Raw genomic sequence first — 20662 nt, forward strand, 5'->3', positions numbered from 1 at the left:
GCCGCCAAGACTTTGACTTCATGCTCGGTCGGTTCCGCAAGGTGCTCTTCCATCCGCCGTCCAGGAAACACTCGCAGCCATCGGATGGCAACCTCAGCGTCACTCCAATTGGCGACCACGTCAGGTCGATTGCGCAAGATCACGTGTAAGTGGTTGCTCATGATGGCATACGAGAGCACGTCGATTCCGAAAACGGAAGCAAGGGCCTCCATTCTGCGCCGAATCCACTCTTTTCTAAATGAGTAGTCCTTCCCGGTCGCAGCATCGACACCCGCGAGAAACGCACGCCGTACGCATCTCTGCACAGCATGGACAATACAGATCTCACTCGTGTGAAACTGTTCTTCTCGGTTAGGTCTCGGCATTTTCAGGCTCGCGAAAGGAGAAGTGATGCTGTCCAAGTGTACCGATCACCCGCCTCGGGTCAACTGTAAGGTGGGTGGCACCAACTGGGAGATGGCGGCCTTTTTGTTCGAGACCGCGTGATCAGTCAATCTGTCGCGGGTTTGCGCTGGGGGCCCTGCACGTTGGGTTGGTCTTCAGCGATTTCCGTCGCAAGTTGTCCAGCCCGCCCCATGGTCCATAATCGCAACCCTTCCAAACGCTGTTTCCCACGAACAAAGTATTCATGCCCCAGTTCACTCAGGTGCTCTCTAGTGGCGTTTCCGTAAAGCAGCATGCTCTCTCCGGTCAACTCGACCCAACCAAGCTTCTGAAACTCTTGTGCCAAGGCCCCCGCGATAATTTGATGCCCCGCAATACTCGGGTGTACATGATCAACGAACCGACTCGGGTCAGGAACTTGGTCGGCAATCAGGTCGCCACGAAAATTCCGATCGTCCAGCAAACTTGGCGTGTCAATCAGTGGGACACTGTGCCGATTGGCAATGTCCCTAGTCGCCCGAATGATCACGCTCGGTGCTCGCAGTGGACAAACATCTTGATCACGAGCCGCGATCAGATGCGGACGCGCCTGATCACTGTCTCCGTGGTCATAGAGAAGCCGTCCCAGGGCGTAGTTTGCCCCTGCATGTGCTCGGTCAATTCGCAAGCATTCTCGAAAAGCGTCAATGCGTTGCGATGGGGCTAAATCCAAATCACAAGCAATCGACCAAGACGACCGAAAGCGACTCTCCTCACCGTCTGTCCAGTCCGTTCGTGTTTGTGTTTTGAAGGGCGGCGTGTTGACCAGGTCCGACGCGGGAACGCACATGATCAGTGGTATACCGCTCTTTTGCGTTCGTTGAACGATGTGCTCCAGCGTAGCAGCAAAATGCTCTTCAACGCCTCGTCGCCAATCTGAGTCGCGCTGATAGCTATCCAATCCACCAGGATGGTCCAGTTTCGTATCAACATTTGCGACCAACTCAGTCCGTTCCTGGGGCGTAGAAAAGAACGATTGCACCCAACGAACCGTGTGCAGTTTTGATCCGATCGCAGTTGCCCAACGGGTCACAGTGCCTGCTTCGCGAACGTGCGCATAGGTGCGGTCCTCTAGGAATTCATTGTGGCCCGTGTACAGCACAATTGCATCGGGCTCGTACAACAAGACTTCTTCTAGAATTTTGGCCACGCGGTAACTGGCATAGGCCGCGCCACCACAGTTGATGACTTCGTAACTGAATTCACGGTCGGCGGATTCCAACGACAGACGCAACCAGGTTGAGAAAGCGGTTTCCGTCGCGTAGGGTCGGCCTTGAACGGTCGATCCGCCTAAAACAAATACACGTCGAGTCCCTCGTGCTTTTTTCGCTGAGAAAGATTCCGGCCGAAAGAAATTGTATCGATCCGCTGGAATCTCCCATCGACCTGAATCTTCATTCAGAACAAACAGTGGACGCAGTTGATTCAGCCCAACATAGGGATCGTAATCGATTGCCCGAGGGTCGGGATTGTCCATGCCTCGCAATCCCAATTCCAACAGTAAGACCGGCAGGCAGGCGATCAAGATAGCCATCGACCGCATTGCCCATTTCGAGTGTTGCCTCTGTGTGGCAGCAAAATGCAATGGTTCACTACCGTCGTCAGTATCAGGCTCGTGCTTCAACGAAATGCCCTAGTGAGATTGATTGTTGGCTCGCAAAAAAGGCGACGAAATTGATTGCGTGGGAAAGGCAGGCAAGCGTTTACAGTACACGATCCAAAACGGTTCATCAAAAACGGCGTTCCCCAATAGGACCATCCGCTAACGACAAAAGCGTCGGTAGACCGCCTTGGTTTCGAACGAGTTGCCTCCAACGCGAGCTGGTGCCCTTCGTCTTTCTTCTTTCAATTCACTCGAGAAAACCTGTGGATCACGCAACGACGCCAGGCACCCCGAGGGCCTCCCACTTGGCAGACCTCAATGTGCGACGGCGGGGCGAATGCAGCTCTGGGAAACAGGCGGCCTGCCGAGCGCTGCGGACCGTCTTCGGGCAGCTGTCAGGTGGGTGGCACCAGTCGTGATGATAAGGTCGGGTGGTGGGTGGAAATGTCCGGTCATTTTTTGGGGGGATCGGTCGCAGAATAGGGCTTTAGTGGTCGTTAAATCGAAGCAAACCCGGAAAGATTCGTAAGTGAGTTGACGGCTCCTGATACTCTGCTTAGATTCCTGGTGCTATTGCGAATCATTCGCAATAAAAGCATAGGTAGTCGAGCCAGCTAACTCTGTACAGCCAGCCAGACGTCTCGCCGTGTTGTCAACGGCAACGATTTCTCAATGTCTCCTGTACAAGTTAATGAACATGATGGATGCGCGCACTCACTCGGTCCCTACTTCCTCCTACCTCGTACGTCGAAGAGGTGGGTTCACATTGGTCGAACTCTTGGTGGTGATCGCCATCATTGGTGTCTTGGTCGGCCTGCTGCTCCCAGCCGTTCAGGCGGCGCGAGAAGCGGCTCGGCGGACTCAATGTAAAAACAATGTGAAGCAGATCGTTCTCGGAATGACCATGTTCGAGCACACGTTTAAGCACTATCCGTACTCGCGAACGGGTTCGTTGTGGCGGATCTTGCCGTTCGTGGAGCAGCCGGATCTTGGGGATACGTTCAACGCAGCGAAGCATCCCAATTTCGATGTTCCCACGGAATCGGAGTACAAATGGGGCTACAACGGTGTGTTGTCGACGGACTGGAGCAACAAGGATCTGTTGATCGAAGCTGCTGCCGCAGAACTGGGGGTATTCCAATGCCCGAGTCGCACGGGTTCGAGTTCCATCATTGATAGCAGCGGCTTATCGATGGGCGTTGCTGACTACACCACTCCGCGGATTCCAGCGCTTCGTCCGGAAGGGCACCCGCTGTACTACAAAGGCGGCCAGCCTCAAATGCAGTTCAGCACAGCGATGACTCCGGCATCCGGTTCTCGTAACCGCAATCCAAACAACAAAGGCGGGAAGGCGTCCAGTATTCTCGATGGGCTCTCGCACACATTGATGTATTACGAGTGCATCGGTACGCAAGAGTTGTTCGTTCGAGGCAAAATGGCCGCAGCGACTGGCGGTCCTGGACTCACTTGGGCAGGAGGCGGCGACGGCGTGAAAATGCGTGCCTACCACGGCGACAACCTGCTTGCGGACACGTCCAATTCTAACAGTGGCAAATCGAATTCAACGACCACTCCGAACATCCCCGACGTCGCGACTGATTGCACCAAAATGTCCGCGTGGGAAGCGACTATCGATACGTGCGGGACATATCGTTCAATCAACCACACGAACAAGAGTCAACCGTTCAGCTTTCACGCAGGCTCGGTGCACATTGGCCTCTGTGACGGATCTTCGCGAACGCTCACGGACACAGTTGACCAAGGCGTCTTTCTGAACCTGATGCTGCGAGACGATCGGCAAGTTCCAGGCGAGTATTGAGAATCGCGTCTTGTTTCTACTTCTGCGAATTTTCAGAGCTGCTCGTGATGCAAATTGCGAGCCGCTTACTCTCGGCAGCAATCACAGTAGAGCGAGTTTCGTCACTGAAGCTCGTTCATTCTGCGGTTGAGCATTTCCATTTTGACGTGGCAAACGTCGCCCGACGGTGGTTGTAACACGCCGAATGAAATTGGCGGTTTGAGCTACTGCGGCCTACCAGACGAGAACCAGAAGTTCGTTAAACGATCTGTTAGGTGGGTGGCACCGATCGGGAAGATGGTTCCATTTTTGATGTAGCCACCGTCGCCCGACGGTGGATGTATGACGCCAAATGGAATCGGCGGTTTGAGCTACCGCGGCCTACCTGACAAGAAGCGGAAGTTCGTTAAGCGAGCCGTTGGGTGCGAGCCGTTGGGTGGGTGGCACCGATTGGGGAGGAGGTTAGGAAAAGTCAGCGTTTTGTGGAGGGGCTACTGCTGCTGGGTCGCTAGTTTGCGGAAGTAGGCTTCGATGGCTTCGCGGTAGTGCGTGGGCAGGTCGCGGCTGATCTGTTGTAGCGACTCTTGGCGTTCAGCGGGTGGGAGGTTTCCCCAGCCGTTTTTGTCGGAGGCGTTCTTGCGTTCAACGTCACCTTGACCGTTGGCACCAGCAATTCGGCTGTCTTCCATCGGACGGGATTGGCCGTTTTTGGGAGTTCCGCCTTGCTCTCCACTTTGTTGCTGTTGTTGCTGCTGTTGTTGTTGCTGCTGCTGTTGCTGCTGTTGTTTTTCAATCTTGTCAATCAACTTGGTCAGCTTGTCGATGATTTCCTGTTCGCGTTGTTGGGTTGGTTCATCAGCGCGGCCGAGATCGAGGCGACGGGTGACATCGGTCATCAACCGAGAGATTTCGTCGAGTGAATCTTCTTTGAGCGGTTTGATGTCGGCGATCATCATTTCAGCCGTTCTCGCATACCGCACGGGAATTTCTTCCTTGTGCTGCAGCAGAGTGCGAAGGTCTGCGAGGGCTTCGGTTGCTTTGAGGAGCGAGTGGTAGCAGACGCCCCGATAAAACAGCAGAGCCGCGGCATCGGGGGAGATCGACGGATCGACCTCCGCGAAAATCGGCAACGCTTCATCGTAGAACCTGCCTCGAACGAGTTCCCGGCCGATCCAGGTCCTCACGGCAGCACGCATTTCCGGAGGCATCGATTCGATGCTCGCGTAGTCCGGGCCGCTGGGGTCGAGTCGCGTTGCCAATTCGAGCAATTGGTCATCACCACGCGCCATCATTTCGTTGACGGCATCGACTTGAAGTGCGATCGCACGGACCCACGCGGTCAATGGTTCGCTGTCCTGTTGCCGGACATCGGTCAAGAACTGGTCAGCCGAAAGGCCGATTTGTTCGGGGGAGACCCCGATCGTGTCGAGTGATCGGCGCAGCATTTCGGACATCGCGGCGGCGTCGAGCGGTTGCCAGTCAGCGTTCTTTTCCAATGCCTCGTCGGTCGAAGCGTTCGGCGTTCCGCCCATTTGAGTCGGATCGAACGGTTCGGCCTTGTGTTCCGGGATCAGCGACTCGGGAATCTGCGATTCGGGTTGTGCCGGCGGTTCTTCGGGAGAAGTCGCATCAGCGGCAAACGGAGAAGATGTCTGGTGGAAAGGCGATTTAGCAGAGAGCGTTTGAGAGAAGGCGGGCGTCGAAAGTCCGGCGAGGACGAGAAGTTTCCCGATCGTCGCGAGACGTTGTCGTCGCGGTCGGTCTAGCCGGTAGGCCGTAGCCCGGGTCTCTGTCACGCGTCGCATTCACCATTCTCCCAAACAGTCAGGTTCATCGGTTGCGTTTGGTTACCAGATCACGTGTGATTTGGTACAGCCGATCTTGTCTTTGCGCAAGGTCTCGAAGCAAGGGCAATATTTCTTCACCGTTGGAATTGTCGCCACCGGCACTATCAACATCGAGCAAGTCGCCGTAGCGATCTGTCGTCCCTTGAATCCGACTCTGCATCGTTCGCAATAATTTTAGCTCAGCAAGTGCTTGGACGAGCGGTTCTTCTCCAGAACCCTGATTTGGCTGTGGTCCGCCGTCCTGTTGTTGCTGTTGCTGCTTCTTTTCATTATCGCGTTGAGCCTTCGCAAGGGCCGCAATCATCTCCTCGAGAGCCGCCAGGATGTCACTCTGGATCCCTTGCGTGACAGCATCGATTTTGCTCTGCCCCAAACGGGTGGTCACTCGTTTCGTGTCCTCCCGAAGTTGCAAAATTACTTCGGGAAACGCGACACTTGAGCCTTCTTCCTTTAAAAGTAGCATCGCCCGATCAGCTTCGAGCGTAATTTTTTGCTCTTCGAAGGCCAAATCGCCGGCCTTCAAATCAGTTGAGCGGTCACGTTGTGACAGAGGGGTTTGTGCTAATTGAGACGTGTCGTCGAGCACAGCGGACTGCATCGCCGCCATTTTTCGCAATCGTGATTCGAGTTTCGCGAGTTCACGCTGAATTTCCTCTTCGCGTAATTGACGAAGGATCTTTTCCAGTTTGTCGATCGCTTTTCGGAGTTCCTCTTCGGCTTGACGCTGTTCCGCGGTGGCACCCTCACGCTCGTTCTTCGCGAGTTTGTCCTGTGCCTGCTTCATCCGCTCGATCGCTTTCTCGAGTTGCTCTTGAGCGTCCTGTTCAGGCGATTTGGGTTGTTGAGGCTGTTGATCCTGCTGTCCTTGCTGCGATTCACCCTGTTGCGATTCGCCTGGCTGCGATTCACTTGGTTGGGATTCACTGGGCTGGGATTCACTCTGTTGTGACTCGCTAGGCTGGCTTTCGCTTTGCTGGTCTTGTGGTTGGTTCTCGCTCGGTTGGCTTTCGGTCGACGGCTTGTTTTCTGAGTCAGCTTGATCGCTTTCTGAATCAGATTCGGATTCTTTGCCTGACTCCGATGACTCTTTGGATTCTCCGGATGAATCGGAGTTGGACGGATCTTTGGATTCCGATGGTTCGCCGGAGTCGGTTGGATCTTTCTCTTCGTCGCTATTGTTTTCGTCGCTGTCGCTGTCGTCCGAGTCGTCGTCGCCTTGAAGTTCTTCGTTAAGTTGTTCGGCTCGCTTCGAAATCTCTTCTTGCTCTTTGAGCACTTCGTCAAGTTCGACGCCATTTTCGGTGCGTGCTCGAACGCTGCGTTCGTTTCGTTCGGTCAAGCGAAGCTGTTTGATGATTTCGCCGATGCGTTTCTTTTCATCGCGAATACGAGAGCTGCGGTCTTCGGTTAGCAACAGTTTGAGCAAGCCCTCGAGTTCCGTGGTCGCAGACTTTTGATCGTCGAGTGCTGCGGATAATTGACCATTGGCGATTAAATCACCGGCACCGCGGAGTTTTTCAAGAACGAAACGTTCGCGTGATTGTCGGGCGACCCGTTTGAGCAATGAGGCACGTTCGGGGTTCTCGCGAGCTTCGACGTCGGCCAAGCGGAGCAACAGCTCTTCAAGGCGTGCGTAGCGTGACGCGACACTTGTTTGCCGAGCGACGAGCGGATCGGTTTCTTCGGTGACCTCATTGCTTTGCCCGGACGCGGCATTCGCAAACCAAGTCATTCCGCCGACGCTCAACACGATCAAGATCGGAACGATACCGAAGATTGATAGCCGTTTGGGTGAGGGTCCGTGCATATTACCGATCGTGCAAAGGATGAATGAGACTATTTGAACAGATCCAACACGCGTTTCTTCTGTTCTTCCTCGGTTTCTTCCAACAAATTTTCTTGGTCTTGGATTAATCCACGCATCAGATCCAATATCTCATTGAAACTCTCCAGGTCCAGCATTTTTTCGAGCACGGCGGAAAGTTGCAGCAGAATGGCATCGTTCGTCGCGACCGCGGTTTCGACGGCCGAACGCATTTCTACGTCAGCGGCGATCGCGTCGGTGGCGGCTTCGTCGGGAGTTTCACTCCCCATCAGGATTCGTTCTAGCTCAACGATCTGACGTCTGAGATTGGGGAAAGGTTCCTCGACGACGTCTGACAGGGGACTACGTACGCCCTCGTCGAGTCGTTCGCGTCGGTCGACGGAATCGATTCGGTTGTTGATCATTTCGAGCAGCAAATCGTCCAGCCCCGCGACAATTCCCTTGAGCTCGTCGGTCGTTTTTGCCGCCTGTAATTCGGCTTGCCGGATACGCAATTGAATCCGTTGCCGAGCGCGGAATGTGTCCTGGTCTGTGCTGTTGGCGTTGTCCGATGTGGTGGAATCAGAAACTTCATTGCCAGTGGACTCGTTCGTTTGATCCGATTCACCCGAATTATCGGAGTCCTCGGTCGTGGCGGGAGCGAGCAGTTCAGTCGCCTCGGATTCGATCGCGGTTAAGCTTTGACGCAGACGTCGCGTTTCGTCGATCGCTTGCTCGAGACGCGAGCGGAATTCGAGTTCCCGACGCTCCAGCGTTGCGAGCAAGGTTTCCGGTGTCACGATTTGCAGCCGAATGAGTTCACCCTGCGTGACGTGCGAGCCGGATAGGTTGAAGCGGTCTTGTGCCAACGTGTTCAGCAGCACCGTGCCGCCGGGAGTGATCGGATTCAACACCGACTCGTCGACAAGGTCACGTAAATCGATGGTCAGCGACGTATTGCCTTGGCGATCCAGTTCAGGGGCGACGGAATAGGACTGTTCCTCGGAAGCCGTCTCGCCAGGTTGGGCGGGGGCGGCGAGACGATTTTCCGGCGGTTGAGCACGGACGGTCATCGCGATCGACATCGATTCGATTCCATAATCATCTTTCGCCGTCGCCTCGATCGGGAGTCTTGCGATCGGCGTGATTGAGGAACCGATCCCTGAAAGTCGCATCGTGGTTTCGGGGGCTTCATCACGAACCACGCCGATAAAATATCGATAGGCTGCTTGTGCCGAGATGCCATCGGCGTCTCGCGGGACGATTCGGATCGAAGTGGCTTCGCGGACATCATTGAGAGCGAGGGTGAAGCTCATCGCATCCTCTGCGATCTCTGCTGACAACGCCGAGTCGGATTGGTGTCCGTCAGGGCTGTTGCCAATCGTTGCGCCGGAGCCGGCGTCGGATGCGACGACGTCGACGGCACCGAGCGGTGAACTGGCGATTCCCGTCAAGGTGAGAGAGCTGCCTTCGCGAATTCTCACGCCGGCCTGATAGTCGAGCTGTTGATCGAATTCCGCTCCGTTTGAGAAGACCCGCAAGTAGTCGGGGTATCGAACTTGCATCTGCATCTGTGCGATCGCGGGCGGATCGACCGCTTCGATGCGATATCCGGTCAATCGGTCGTCGAGTCCGCGGATCGACAGGGTCACCGAATCGGCGAGGGAGGTCAGCGGAGGTCCGTCGAGGACAAACGATTGGTATCCGTCAATCACGCGGCCGACGCGTCGCAAGTTGCTTTGGCCGCGGTTGCCTTCGTCGTCAATGTAGGACACCGTGCAAAGGTCGGGGATTTGATGGCCGAACTCTTCTCCGGCGGCGCGGATTCGCAGTGACGCGTTGCTGCCACGTGCCAAACGCACAACGCCGTCGTCGAACCCGACCAACTGCGTGGCTCCATCGTCTTCGTCGGAAGCCGAGATGATAGGAACTTCGACGCCGACCATTTCGAGTTGAGCGTGACGTGGCCACGGCGAATCGGAAAACAACGTCAAGCGACCGACGGCACGTCCGAACGTCTGGGGGCTGGCGATTGCCATCACGACGGCAGCCAATACCAACGGGATCACGATCGTCAATTTATGACGAATCGGTTCGGGGCGAAAAACGCGGTCCAGGTCGACCCGGTCGACTTGGCTCTCCGCCTCTTTGCGTACCTTTTGAATGAACGTGGGGCTGTAGGAATCGCCTTTGCGAGGCGTTTCACCCAATTGCACCGCGGTCACCAGACGTCCGCCGATCTCGGGATGGTGACGTTCGATCAGCAGTGCCAGAGAATCGTCGGGAAGATCTCGATTCATCCGCGAGACGAGGTATCGCCACAGGAACACGAGCGCGACGACAATCGTGACGATCAAGACGACGCAGCGTGCCGAGCGTGGCATCTCACTGCCGCCGATTCGGACGGGCAAGTAGTCCACCAAAAACGCGATCCAGAACGCCGCCAGAAACACCATCGCAACGGCCAGCACCGAATCCCACACGATGTACCGACGCACTTGATGACGCAGTCGCGATAACAACGACGCGACCGAGCGTGGTAAATGTTGGGAAGGGGATTGCGGCATGAAACTGAAGGTGTGGTAACGCGTGGGTGTCGGGGAATGGTCGGGATTGGTCAAACGCCAATCGTCAGTTGATCGTTTTGGTCATTATGCGAGTCGGTGCAGTCGGCGTGTAATCCATTCGAATGTCAGGACCGACGCGATCAGCCACATCAGCATCGCGTTGCGGCGTTCACCGAATGGGCGATCGGGAGTCCCGGCCAAGACCGTGACTTGCGGTTGGGGTTGGATCGTCGTTGTGAGCGATTGGACAACGTTCGCGATCGAACCGGCATCGTTGACGGGTAAATACTGACCCCGTGTCGTCGTTGCCAATTGCAGCAATTCATCATCGGCCCGACGGGGACGTTCGAGTTCGCTGGTCGGCAGACGGACTTGAACCGTTTGGCGGAGGATTTGTTCGTCCAACGCATCACCGACGGTCAACTGAACTTCGTACCCGCCGCTCTTGGTCGCGACGAAATTACCCGTGTAGGTCCCGCCCCGTGGCGAATCGGCCGCGGGTGTGAGGCGAAGGTCCTTGATGCGTCCGTCGGGCGATAGCAGTTTGGCGGTCACGAAAGGTTCGTTGAGCGGTTGGAATTGGTCATCAACCAACACCGCTCGAAGGGTCACGGTTTGTCCGACCATTGCCCGGGTCGCATCAACGAGCAGCACGCCCCGGTTGCTGTCCCGCAGCAGTCGTCCTTCGCTGACCCATCGAACCAGTTTCGTGTAATAGTTATCGAAGTATTGATCACCGGCCGCACGCAATCGCCACATCTCGCCGCTACCTTGGAAATAAACTCGTCCCGCGCCATAAAACTGGCTCGCCAAGAAGATCGGCAAACTACCGCTGACTTCCGTCGTCGGGTCCGAGAAGTACGCGTAGACTTTGGCACCCGGTTTCGCGCTTTTTACGCCGACATAGTCGTAGACGTTACCGACGTCCTGCCAAATTTCGAAGCTCTGTTCGGCGGTTCCGGCGACCCATAGGAATTCCGCACTCGCGGCTTCTGGGGTGAATTCCAACGGCCAAGCGTTGCGTCCGCCTTGTCGACCACCGCCCAACAGAGGGCCACGGGTGGCCAAGTTCACCGGAAAGAATCCGTTGATTTGGCTCGACCGAGCGTCACCGCGCTTCGAAGTGATCTTGGGATGGTAGACCGGTCCGGCGACCAGCACCAAACCGCCAGCTTGCTGCGTCAGGAAGCGATCGATCAGATCGAGCGACGCGGAATCGATTGCCGACCAATCAGGGTCAAACATCAGAATCGCGTCGTAGTCGAAAAGGTCTTCCGCGGTCTCAGGGAATTTCGTCAGCAATTCGTCCGCGTCTTGGCTGATCCCCGAACGCCCGGTCTGCAACCACACGTCGAGTTGAACCGAATCGTCTCGGAACAGCAGGTTTCGTACGAAACGATATTCGCGAGTGGGGCCGCCCGCGATCGCCAGCACTTTCAGTTTCCGAGCGACGACTTCGTATCGAGCCGTTTGCATGTCGTCGACACGATTGCGATCCTCCGGTGGCGCGACGATGCGAACGCCCAGGCGCCGCCGTCCGACCGTTTGCGGTTCGATCTCAAATCGGATCCCCGTCAAAGTTGCGTCTGGTTCGAGCCGCACGCGTTGACTTTCGAGAACTTGTCCACCCGGCAGACGCGTCGACGTTTCGTCGTCGGAGGCGGCGGCGACGCCTTCTTCGGCGGAATTGTCCAGGGCGTCGATGAGCTCAACGTCCACGTCCATTGCCGATTCACCGGTGGCTTGCAGGACCGCTGAAACGACGAACTTGTCTCCCGGATAAACTCGGCGTGGTGCTTCCAGGTCGACAACGCGAACATTGGTCGGCGGTTTGCTGCTGCCCAATCCGACGGGATACAGAGAGACTTCGTCACGGCGTGCCATCGCGAGTGCGGACGACAGTGGCGTCCCGCCGTTGTTCTGTCCGTCGGTGACTAAGACGACTCCGGCGAGAGTCGTCGAATCATGATCGACAAGGATCGAACGCAATGCGTCGCCGATCGGGCTTTGTGCTTGACTGGCCGCGAGTGCGGTTTCCCAATCGATCGAAACCGGTTCAGGAGCGTTCGTGTCGCTCGACTCAGATTGCGATCCCGGTTCATCTCTCGAGTCGTCTGCATTTGATTCCGACGTGTCACCCAATCCGACGATAGACGAGAACGATTGGTCGGTGTGGACCATGTAGACCGAGCCCAGCGAAATGATGCCTGTCACCATCGTGATCGCGGCGACTAGCAGCATCCAGCCGATTGTTTCGCCGCGTCGCGTGGACGCGTTTGCGTTCGTTGTGCCGTTTTCGTCGGACTTTGCGGGTCGCAGCGATGCGGCGCCGCCGACGATCAGCGACAACAGGGCAGCGATGGCGAAGACCGACAAGCAAAATAAACCGAACAGTGCGAACGGACTGGTCGGGTTCTCGTCGGTGGAGTTCGCGAGAGAGCTTTCGGTCGCGGCCAAGTCATTTGTATCGTCGTCGCCCGACTCACCGTCGTCGTTCTCCGGTGCCGATGTCGAGATCAACGTGGGGCCGCCGGGGCCGCCGATCGCGTAGACGCTCGTTCGATGTTCGTCGTCGAACGTGTCGACGAGTTTGGATTGTTGCAGGAGATCGAGGGCGAGTTGTGTTCGCGACGGAGAGTCCATCGCACCGCTTGATGGCAGCGACATCGATTGGCTCGTGTCGACCAAGACGACCACTTCGCTCGGTCGCGTGATCCTTCGCTCGGTCCGCCGAACGAGATCGAAGAACAGGAACACGATGGCCAAGATGGCGGTCAATCGAAGCCCGATGAGTGTCCACCGTACCGGACGCGGCAATTCCGCGGCGTCGCGTTGATAGTAGAACGCACAAACGGCCAACGCCCCGATGATTCCGATGAGCAACGAAGCCCAAATCCACCATCCGTCGATCGATGCGGTTCGTGCAAATTCGTAAACGATCATCGCTTCACCTCCGTCGTGTCGCTGGATTCAACCGATCCGACGGCGCCAGAGCGTCGCGAGCGAGAGCGGGAACGAGGGCGAGTTTCGATCGCCGATTCGTGAGCTCCACGGGCGTTTCCGAATCCCGATGTGTGGGGACGGGCTCGTTCCGATTTGTTCGGTTTGACATGATAGGACGCCCATGCGGCGAGTGCTTGTTCGACCGCCAGCAGGATTGCCAACAACGCTAGAAGGATCAGTAAGAAAGTTGACATTCCGCCGATATTGCCGTCGTTCTCCCATGTTCCCGACGCCATGAACTCGATGCCCATGCCCGGCAGGTCTCGTAACACCTCGGCGTGAGAAACCTGAGCCAGATCGCTCTCGCCGACTCGCAGTACCGAGGCGACGGGAAGGACGCTTGTTTGTCCGTCTGTGCCGGTTCGTTGCCACTCCGCAACACCCGGCATTAGAAAATCGTCAAAGCCGGCTTGGTCGGCAACCACCATTTCAATTGGTGACAAAACCACGGTAGGCGATTGGTCATCGGCTTCGATTTCGATCGACATCCGAGGTGGTTCGTCGGCAGGCGGCAGCAGCACGACCGTGGGCAGATAGCTGTCGCCGGGCACCGCCAATTCGGCCGGTTCGTCGATCAGGCGTGACGTCGGCGGCGCCGCACCACTGAACAGCATCGCGTTGGCTTGCAAAAGGAACACGACGAAGGTCGGGTCGCCGGGCCAATTGTTCCACGTCCCGTCCAGTCCTGTGTTGACCGTCACGACGCGGCCTCGGCCGAGAGCATGCCGTACGGCGACAGGAATGCCGTCACCACGTTCGAGCAACACGCGGACATCGAGAGGATCATCAATCGCCGCGAGGCTAGGTTCCGCCCGCGATTCAGGATCGGCGTCCGAGGGCTCGTCCGTCTCCGGTGCAATGGCGGGTATTTCCTCGAGCAGCGGCGGGGCGGGTGCCCAAACGCTTTGCAGGTTCACTAAACCGAAGACACCGTTGCCGGCTCTCGCGATCGGTCCCAGCAATTCAGAGTCTTTACCGAAGACGAGGGCGTTTTTGCGGTTCTTTTGGCTCGGATCCTCATTGGTAGAGGAATCGTCGCCCGAGAAATCAGTGCCCGACGATCCGAACACGGTTTCAGCGGTCACGACGCGATCGAGTTGGTATGGCAGAAGATTCCGTTTCGCGGCCGCGAGTGTGCTGTTGTAGTTTTGCGCCGAAACGTTTTGGCCAAGGAACCAGGCCAAGCCGCCACCGCCCTGCACGTACTGGGTCAGCGTGTCGGCGGCCCGTTCGCTGATTTGCGGGACGTCGATCAGGTAAATCGCACGGTACCGTTGTAGCGTCTCGAGCGAGGCGTCACGCAACATGGACATCGGTCGCACTTCCGGGATCGCACCGATGCGGACTTGGCTGCCCGGATCAAGTACGGAGGAAATGTGGTAGCTGCCCAATCCATCGGAGTCACCGTCAATGATCAGAACACGCTGGGCATCTGCGAGCGGGATGGTGCAGACACGCGTGTTATCGATCGCTAACGAGTCGTCGGGTAATCCAACGCGGACGACGTGAGTGCCCTGTTTGTCGATGTAAACTTGAAACGATTTGGTCAATTGCTGTCCGGCGGGGATCGATTCGATCATGATCGCCGGTAGGCTTTGAACCGAACCGCTGAGCGTCGATGTCGGGTCCGCAATTTTGACATCGTCACCGTACGTGATCACCGCCGCGGTCAGGGCCACGTTTCGGACTTCGGTATCCGAGAAGTTTTTGACCGTGACGTTCATCATCACCGGGACTCCCGCGACCCACACATCCGGCTCGGGCGCCAAGTCGGTGATGGCGAGGTTGCGAGGGCTCGATGTTCCGCCGCTGGCGACGCAGTCGATCATACGGATGTCGGCGCCGCTTTTCTTGGCTTTTTCCAGCGAAACGGCCATCCGTCGTGGCGATTGCCAATCTCGCCGAGAGAAATCGCTGACCACATACAGCCGTCGAGAATCGGCCGGGTTGGCGTCGAGCAAGTCGCTCGCCAGGTCGATCGCGGCGACGAGATCGGTACGCAACGTCGAGGCTCGCGTGCTCATCAGTCGTTCGATTTGACGCGCGTCGCCGGTCACCGTTTGCGCGGCGAGGTCCGCGGCGGCATCGGCGGATCCTGACTTGGAGTCACTGACCATCGTCGCACGACTGGCTCGCATCACCGTGATTTGATGGATGCCCTCGTCATTGCTGAGGCTGCGAACGAGCGACGAGACCGCCGACAGAGCTCGGTCGTAGGCCGTTGAGTCGCGGCTGGCGTCGATTTTGGGTTCACCACCTGCTGCGCCGGAGCCGCTGTTGCCCATGACGCGTTGACGCATCGAGTAGCTGTCGTCGAGGACGATCACGTGGTGAGTGGTCTGCCCGCCGATCGCACCAATCAACCCGCGTCCACCGATCAGTCCCGCGAGAACCGCGATCAACAACGCAGCCACCGCGAGACGAGTGAGCAACAGCAGCAATTGCCGCAGCACGATCCAGCGACGTTGTTTCCGATAACTCGCCAGCAAAAAATCCATGGCCGCCCACTGAGTCCGTCGGTGGCGCAACAGATTGATCAAGTGAACCAGTAACGGAACACCGATGAAAAGGAATCCGGCGGCGAGGGAAGGGTAGAGGAGCAAGGAAGTTTTGAAAGGTTGGTGGGGGAAAGAGGTGGCAGGAAACAGGAAACAGGTTGGCTGGTGGACGAGAGAGCAGGTGGGCGGTTGGTGGGTGACTACATTTGGTGACTGACTACATGCGGCCGGTTGCCTGTCGACGTGCCACCTGTTTACGTTTCTCCTCCAATCTCCTAACCCCTTTGTCGTGCGGATAGGAATTTGGCGAGGACGGCGTCGAGTGGGTCGGACGTGCGGACTTGCATCGTATCAATTTTCAATCGGCCACACGTGCGGCGAACATTTTCCATGAACCCGTCGAGTGCCTCGAGGTATCCCTCACGCAGTGCGGCGGGGTTGCAGTTCAAGAAGGTGGGATCTTCTAAGCCTTCGAATCGGGTTGCCCCGGTGAACTCAAAATCCCATTCGTCGTCATGCAATACATGAAACAACGCGACGTCGTGGCCTTGCGAACGCAGCAAACGCAGGCCATCGGTAAGTGAATCGATGCCCAACAGGTCTGAGATGACCACCACCAAACCGCCCCGCGGGATCGCCGCGGCGACTTGACGGGTGACCTTGGGCAAGTGCGTTTGTCCGTCCGTTGTGGACGAGGCGAGCGCGTTCAACATGCGGTTGAGTTGATGTTGATTGCTGCGTGCCGGGACGCTGTCGCGGATCTCGGTATCGAACGTGAATAATCCCGCCGCGTCTTTTTGACGAAGTGCGAGATAGGCCAGCGACGCGGCGATTGACGACGCGTAGTGGAATTTGTTCCGTTCGCTTTCGCCGTACGCCATGCTGCCGCTGCAGTCGACGAGCAGGTGCAAGCGAAGGTTCGTTTCCTCTTCGAATTGCTTGATCGTCAAACGGTCCTGGCGTGCATACACCTTCCAATCGATGTGCCGCAATTCATCACCGGCAACGTAAGGCCGGTGTTGAAGAAACTCGATCGATTGGCCGAAGTACGGGCTGCGGTGCATCCCCGACAAGAACCCTTCGACGACACGTCGCGCCGTCAGTTCCAATCGCCGAATGCGAGCCGTGACCTCAGGTCGCAAATATTTTTTGGAATCGGGCATCACGTGACAATTCGTCTTCGGTCGTTGGGGTCGCGTCGATGATCCGTTCGATCACGTCATCGCTCGTGATTCCTTCACTTTCGGCGGCAAAGTTCACCACCATCCGATGCCGGAGCACGGGTGGGGCGAGCGCCTGAATGTCTTCGACCTGAACATGATGTCGACCCTGCAGCAACGCACGCGCCTTGCCACCGAGAATCATGAACTGAACCGCCCGTGGGCCGGCACCCCATCCGACCAAATCGTCGACGAAATCCGGCACGCCTTCACCACCGACTCGCGTTTGTCGCACTAACGACAACGCGTAACGGATCACGTGATCGCTGACGGGGACTTGGCGAACGAGATGTTGCAGCCGAAGGATTTCCTCGCCGGTGAGGACCGGTTCGGCGGTACCCGACACGGTTCCCGTGGTGCGACGTGCGACTTCGAATTCCTCATCGAAACTCGGGTAGTCGACGAAAATCTTGAACATGAACCGGTCTTGTTGAGCTTCCGGCAGCGGGTAGGTGCCTTCTTGCTCGATCGGGTTTTGGGTGGCGAGCACAAAGAACGGATCGTCGAGCACGTGGCGTTCGCGCCCCGCGGTGACCTGACGTTCCTGCATCGCTTCGAGCAGCGAGGCCTGCGTCTTGGGAGGCGTCCGGTTGATTTCGTCGGCCAAAACGATGTTGGCAAACAGCGGTCCGGGCATGAACCTGAGTTCGCGGTGTCCTGACGCCCGGTCCTCTTCGATGATTTCTGTCCCCGTCACGTCGGCGGGCATCAAGTCGGGCGTGAATTGGATCCGGCTGAACGAAAGGTCGAGCGTCTTCGCCAGCGTGCTGATCATCAGCGTCTTGGCGAGACCCGGGACGCCCTCGAGCAGAACGTGGCCGCGGCTGAACAGGCAGATCAAAATTTCGTCGATCACGTGTTCTTGGCCGACGATGATTTTGCCGAGTTCCGCCAAAACCCGCTCGCGGGCGGCATGCAGAAGGCCGGCGTCGGCCTCACTGACGGGGGCGTCGACAGGCGATCCGGTGCCACCGGGTTGGCCGTTGCCGGTTTCCTGAGCGTGATCAGAGTGCTCGGGTTGATTCATTCAGACGGTCTCAAAGAGGACGTTTTCAGAAAAAGAGATGACGCAGTTTAACGCGCACGGAAGCTTTGTGATGCCAGGGGGACCCGGATTTGGTAATCACACGCCCTGCGTCGCGTGCTAGTGCTAGAAAACAAACCCCAATCCCGATTCAGACGCGTGTGCGTCCGAAAGAGTTCATGATCTGTCTCGGTTGAGCGTAGTTGGGGCCGGTTGAAACGGGGTGGGTTGGAGCGAAATGGCGAGAGTGACTTGCTCGTGGGAGCGTTCGGGCTCGGGGCCATCGCGGTGGGTGTGAACCGGTTACGCTTCGCTGGTCGAATCGGACGTCGGTTTCGCCCGCACCCAAACTTCGTCGTTCTCGACTTTCACGTCAAAGCAATCGACTTTCGTTCGCGGGTTGTCTTCCCAAGTTCCGTCGACGATGCAAAACCGCCACGCATGCCATGGGCATGAGACCGAGTTTCCTTCGACGTAACCTTCGGCGAGCGAGGCTCCCATATGGGGGCACATGTCGTCGATCGCGTACCACTGGTCTCCTTTTCGAAACACGGCCACCATCCGATCTTTGATCGAGAACGCTCGGCCGACGTTGTCTTCGAATTCGGTGACTTTCCCGACGTTCTCGTATTCGCTCATGATGGATTCGTTTGGGGGAGGTTTGTGGGTGATCGTGATTATCGGTATCGCCGGAGTCGTCAGGCTTCGGGGGAGGTCGGCTGTGTTTCGTGGGGTGGGTTGCGTGGGTGGTGCCTGAACGTTGACGAGCCCGGCGATGGTGGTGTGGAAACGGCGTGCCGGATGCGGTGGTTTGTCACGGGGTTAAACCTTATCCTAGTTGCGTCTGTCCGGCGACCTGCGGTTTACCACGCTGTTCTTACTCTAGTTACATATAACGGATTGCCATGATCAACCACACTCTCAAACGCAGGCTCGAATCGGTCGTTTTGCCGTATGTTCAGATGCCGGCACAGTATGTAGGTGGTGAACGCAACATCGTTGTCAAAAATCACGACGAAGTCACCGGGCGGCTGGCGATCGGATTTCCCGACGCTTACACGATCGGAATGAGCCACCATGGATTGCAAGTACTGTACTCGTTGATCAATCGCCGAGACGATTGGTGTGCAGAGCGGGTTTTCACGCCGTGGCCGGACATGGAAGCGAAACTTCGCGAATACGATCTGCCTCTCTATACGCTCGAAACGTTCACGCCGCTGAGTGAATTCGATGTCGTCGGGTTGTCGTTGCAGTATGAAATCAGTTCGCCGAACGTTTTGACGATGATCGATCTCGGCGGCATTCCGCTCGAAGCCGAGGATCGCACGATGGCCGATCCGTTGTTGCTCGCCGGCGGGCCGTGTTGTCAGAACCCCGAGCCGATGGCGGATTATTTTGACGTGATGGTGACCGGTGACGGGGAGCCCGCGTTGCCGGTGATCTGCGACGCGTGGTTGAAACTCCGTCAGGAAGCTCGATTGCCCGACGGCAGTTACACGCCAGGTGAAGCGGGCCGTCGCGAGCGAGAAGATGCTCTTGCGAAAATCGCCGCCGAGTTTGAGTTCGCTTACGTTCCCCGTTTTTACACACCCGAGTACGTTGACGGGCGAGTGTCGGCGAATCCTCGTAACCGCGACGACGTTCCTGAAACGATCGCCCCGAGCGTGATCTCGGATCTCGATGGCATCCCGTTGCCGACCGCGCCGATCGTTCCTTATGTGAAATGTGTTCACGACCGGATCGCGATCGAAATCATGCGGGGTTGCCCGCACCTTTGCCGGTTCTGTCAAAGTACGGTGATCAAACGACCGCTGCGTATTCGTGAAGTCGACACGATTGTGGATGCGGCATTGGAGAGTTATCGCAACACGGGCTACAACGAAATCAGCGTTCTGTCGCTGTCGAGCAGTGATTACCCGCACTTCGAACCGCTGATCCGGCGTCTGCACGAAGTCTTCCGTCCGCTCGGTGTGAACATCACGGTGCCGAGTTTGCGGGTGAACGATCAGTTGCGAAGTCTTCCCGAATTGATCGGCAGTGATCGCCGTCGATCGCTTACGCTCGCACCGGAAGTCGCCCGCGATGACATGCGTGAGCAGATCCGTAAGAAGATTAAGAACAGCGATTTGATCGAAGGTTGCCGCGCCGCGTTCCAGAACGGATTCGAGAGCGTCAAGCTGTACTTCATGTGCGGTCTGCCTGGCGAGCGTCAGGTCGATCTCGACGGTATCGTGGATCTGGCCGAAGCGATCGCAACGGTTGGCAAAGAGGTGAATGGCCGAAACGCACGAGTGACCGCGAGCGTTTCGAATTTCGTGCCCAAGGCGCATACGCCGTATCAGTGGAACGGGATGCAGTCGCGCGAGTATTTCGCATGGGCACACAAATATCTTTACAGCCGCCGGACGATTCGCAGCGTGAACATCAAGTGTCACGATATCGAAACGAGTCTGCTCGAGGGTGTGCTTAGTCGTGGCGATCGCCGAACCGGCAAAGCCATCCGACTGGCGTGGGAGCGCGGGGCGAGAATGGACGGCTGGACCGAGCACCTCGACCCTGAGAGATGGTGGACCGCGATCGAGGACGCCGGATTGGACGTGCAAAATTTGTTGCACGACAAATACGAGCTGATGGACAAACTCCCCTGGGACCACGTCAACGTGAAGTTCGGCCGCACGTATCTCGAGAAAGAACAAACACGAGCCACAATCCAACTCGCCGACATGGCCGCCGCGATTTAGTAGGCAGGCGTCGTTTGTGCCTGCCCGGGTAAGTGCCTCAGTAGCCCGTGTCTGTGGTGATTGGTGATTGGTGATTGGTGATTGGTGATTGGTGATTGGTGATTGGTGATTGGTGATTGGTGATTGGTGATGGT

The 20662-nt window shown here is 57.2% G+C and carries 11 protein-coding genes and 1 pseudogene; 2 read left to right on the forward strand and 10 right to left on the reverse strand.

The window, feature by feature from the left end; translation table 11 throughout:
* Both FHS27_RS31265 and FHS27_RS27500 read right to left on the reverse strand, forming a co-directional pair.
* Positions 1–365: pseudogene (locus FHS27_RS31265) on the reverse strand (hypothetical protein); the annotation flags it as partial.
* Between the two features lie 125 nt (positions 366–490).
* Positions 491–2047, reverse strand: coding sequence for an SGNH/GDSL hydrolase family protein (locus tag FHS27_RS27500; RefSeq protein ID WP_184309106.1), 1557 nt, complete (start codon positions 2045–2047; stop codon positions 491–493).
* A gap of 676 nt (positions 2048–2723) precedes the next feature.
* Here FHS27_RS27500 and FHS27_RS27505 point away from each other — a divergent pair.
* A complete protein-coding gene (locus tag FHS27_RS27505) occupies positions 2724–3845 on the forward strand; it encodes a DUF1559 domain-containing protein (RefSeq protein WP_184309107.1) in 1122 nt (373 codons plus the stop codon).
* Between the two features lie 470 nt (positions 3846–4315).
* On the opposite strand, the gene FHS27_RS27510 is transcribed toward FHS27_RS27505, so the two are convergent.
* The 8 genes from FHS27_RS27510 to nirD all read right to left on the reverse strand — a co-directional run bounded on the left by FHS27_RS27510 (position 4316) and on the right by nirD (position 18426).
* Complete coding sequence (locus FHS27_RS27510) at positions 4316–5629, reverse strand: hypothetical protein (RefSeq protein ID WP_184309109.1); 1314 nt, start codon at positions 5627–5629, stop codon at positions 4316–4318.
* A gap of 25 nt (positions 5630–5654) precedes the next feature.
* The gene (locus tag FHS27_RS27515; protein ID WP_184309111.1) at positions 5655–7478 is read right to left on the reverse strand and encodes a hypothetical protein; all 1824 of its coding nucleotides are present in this window, start codon (positions 7476–7478) and stop codon (positions 5655–5657) included.
* A 29-nt stretch (positions 7479–7507) separates the two neighbouring features.
* Positions 7508–10042: a polyketide synthase gene (locus FHS27_RS27520; RefSeq protein ID WP_184309113.1), complete on the reverse strand. Its 2535-nt coding sequence runs from the start codon at positions 10040–10042 to the stop codon at positions 7508–7510.
* An 84-nt stretch (positions 10043–10126) separates the two neighbouring features.
* Positions 10127–12985, reverse strand: coding sequence for a VWA domain-containing protein (locus FHS27_RS27525; protein WP_184309115.1), 2859 nt, complete (start codon positions 12983–12985; stop codon positions 10127–10129).
* Positions 12982–15648 (reverse strand): BatA domain-containing protein, encoded by a 2667-nt coding sequence (locus tag FHS27_RS27530; protein ID WP_184309117.1) that lies wholly within the window; start codon positions 15646–15648, stop codon positions 12982–12984. Before FHS27_RS27530 ends, FHS27_RS27525 begins: the two co-directional genes overlap by 4 nt.
* A 170-nt stretch (positions 15649–15818) precedes the next feature.
* Positions 15819–16685 carry a DUF58 domain-containing protein gene (locus FHS27_RS27535; protein WP_184309197.1) on the reverse strand — a complete coding sequence of 289 codons (867 nt, stop codon included), beginning with the start codon at positions 16683–16685 and terminating at the stop codon, positions 15819–15821.
* On the reverse strand, positions 16675–17790 hold the full coding sequence (locus FHS27_RS27540; RefSeq protein ID WP_009104402.1) for an AAA family ATPase: 1116 nt from the start codon (positions 17788–17790) through the stop codon (positions 16675–16677). Before FHS27_RS27540 ends, FHS27_RS27535 begins: the two co-directional genes overlap by 11 nt.
* A gap of 300 nt (positions 17791–18090) precedes the next feature.
* Positions 18091–18426 (reverse strand): nitrite reductase small subunit NirD, encoded by a 336-nt coding sequence (nirD, locus tag FHS27_RS27545; protein ID WP_184309119.1) that lies wholly within the window; start codon positions 18424–18426, stop codon positions 18091–18093.
* 266 nt (positions 18427–18692) lie between these two features.
* Between nirD and FHS27_RS27550 the strand changes: the two genes are divergently transcribed.
* The gene (locus tag FHS27_RS27550) at positions 18693–20528 is read left to right on the forward strand and encodes a TIGR03960 family B12-binding radical SAM protein (protein ID WP_009104398.1); all 1836 of its coding nucleotides are present in this window, start codon (positions 18693–18695) and stop codon (positions 20526–20528) included.
* Positions 20529–20662: the final 134 nt, after the last annotated feature.

The organism is Aporhodopirellula rubra (genome assembly GCF_014192335.1).
Lineage (GTDB): Bacteria > Planctomycetota > Planctomycetia > Pirellulales > Pirellulaceae > Rhodopirellula > Rhodopirellula rubra.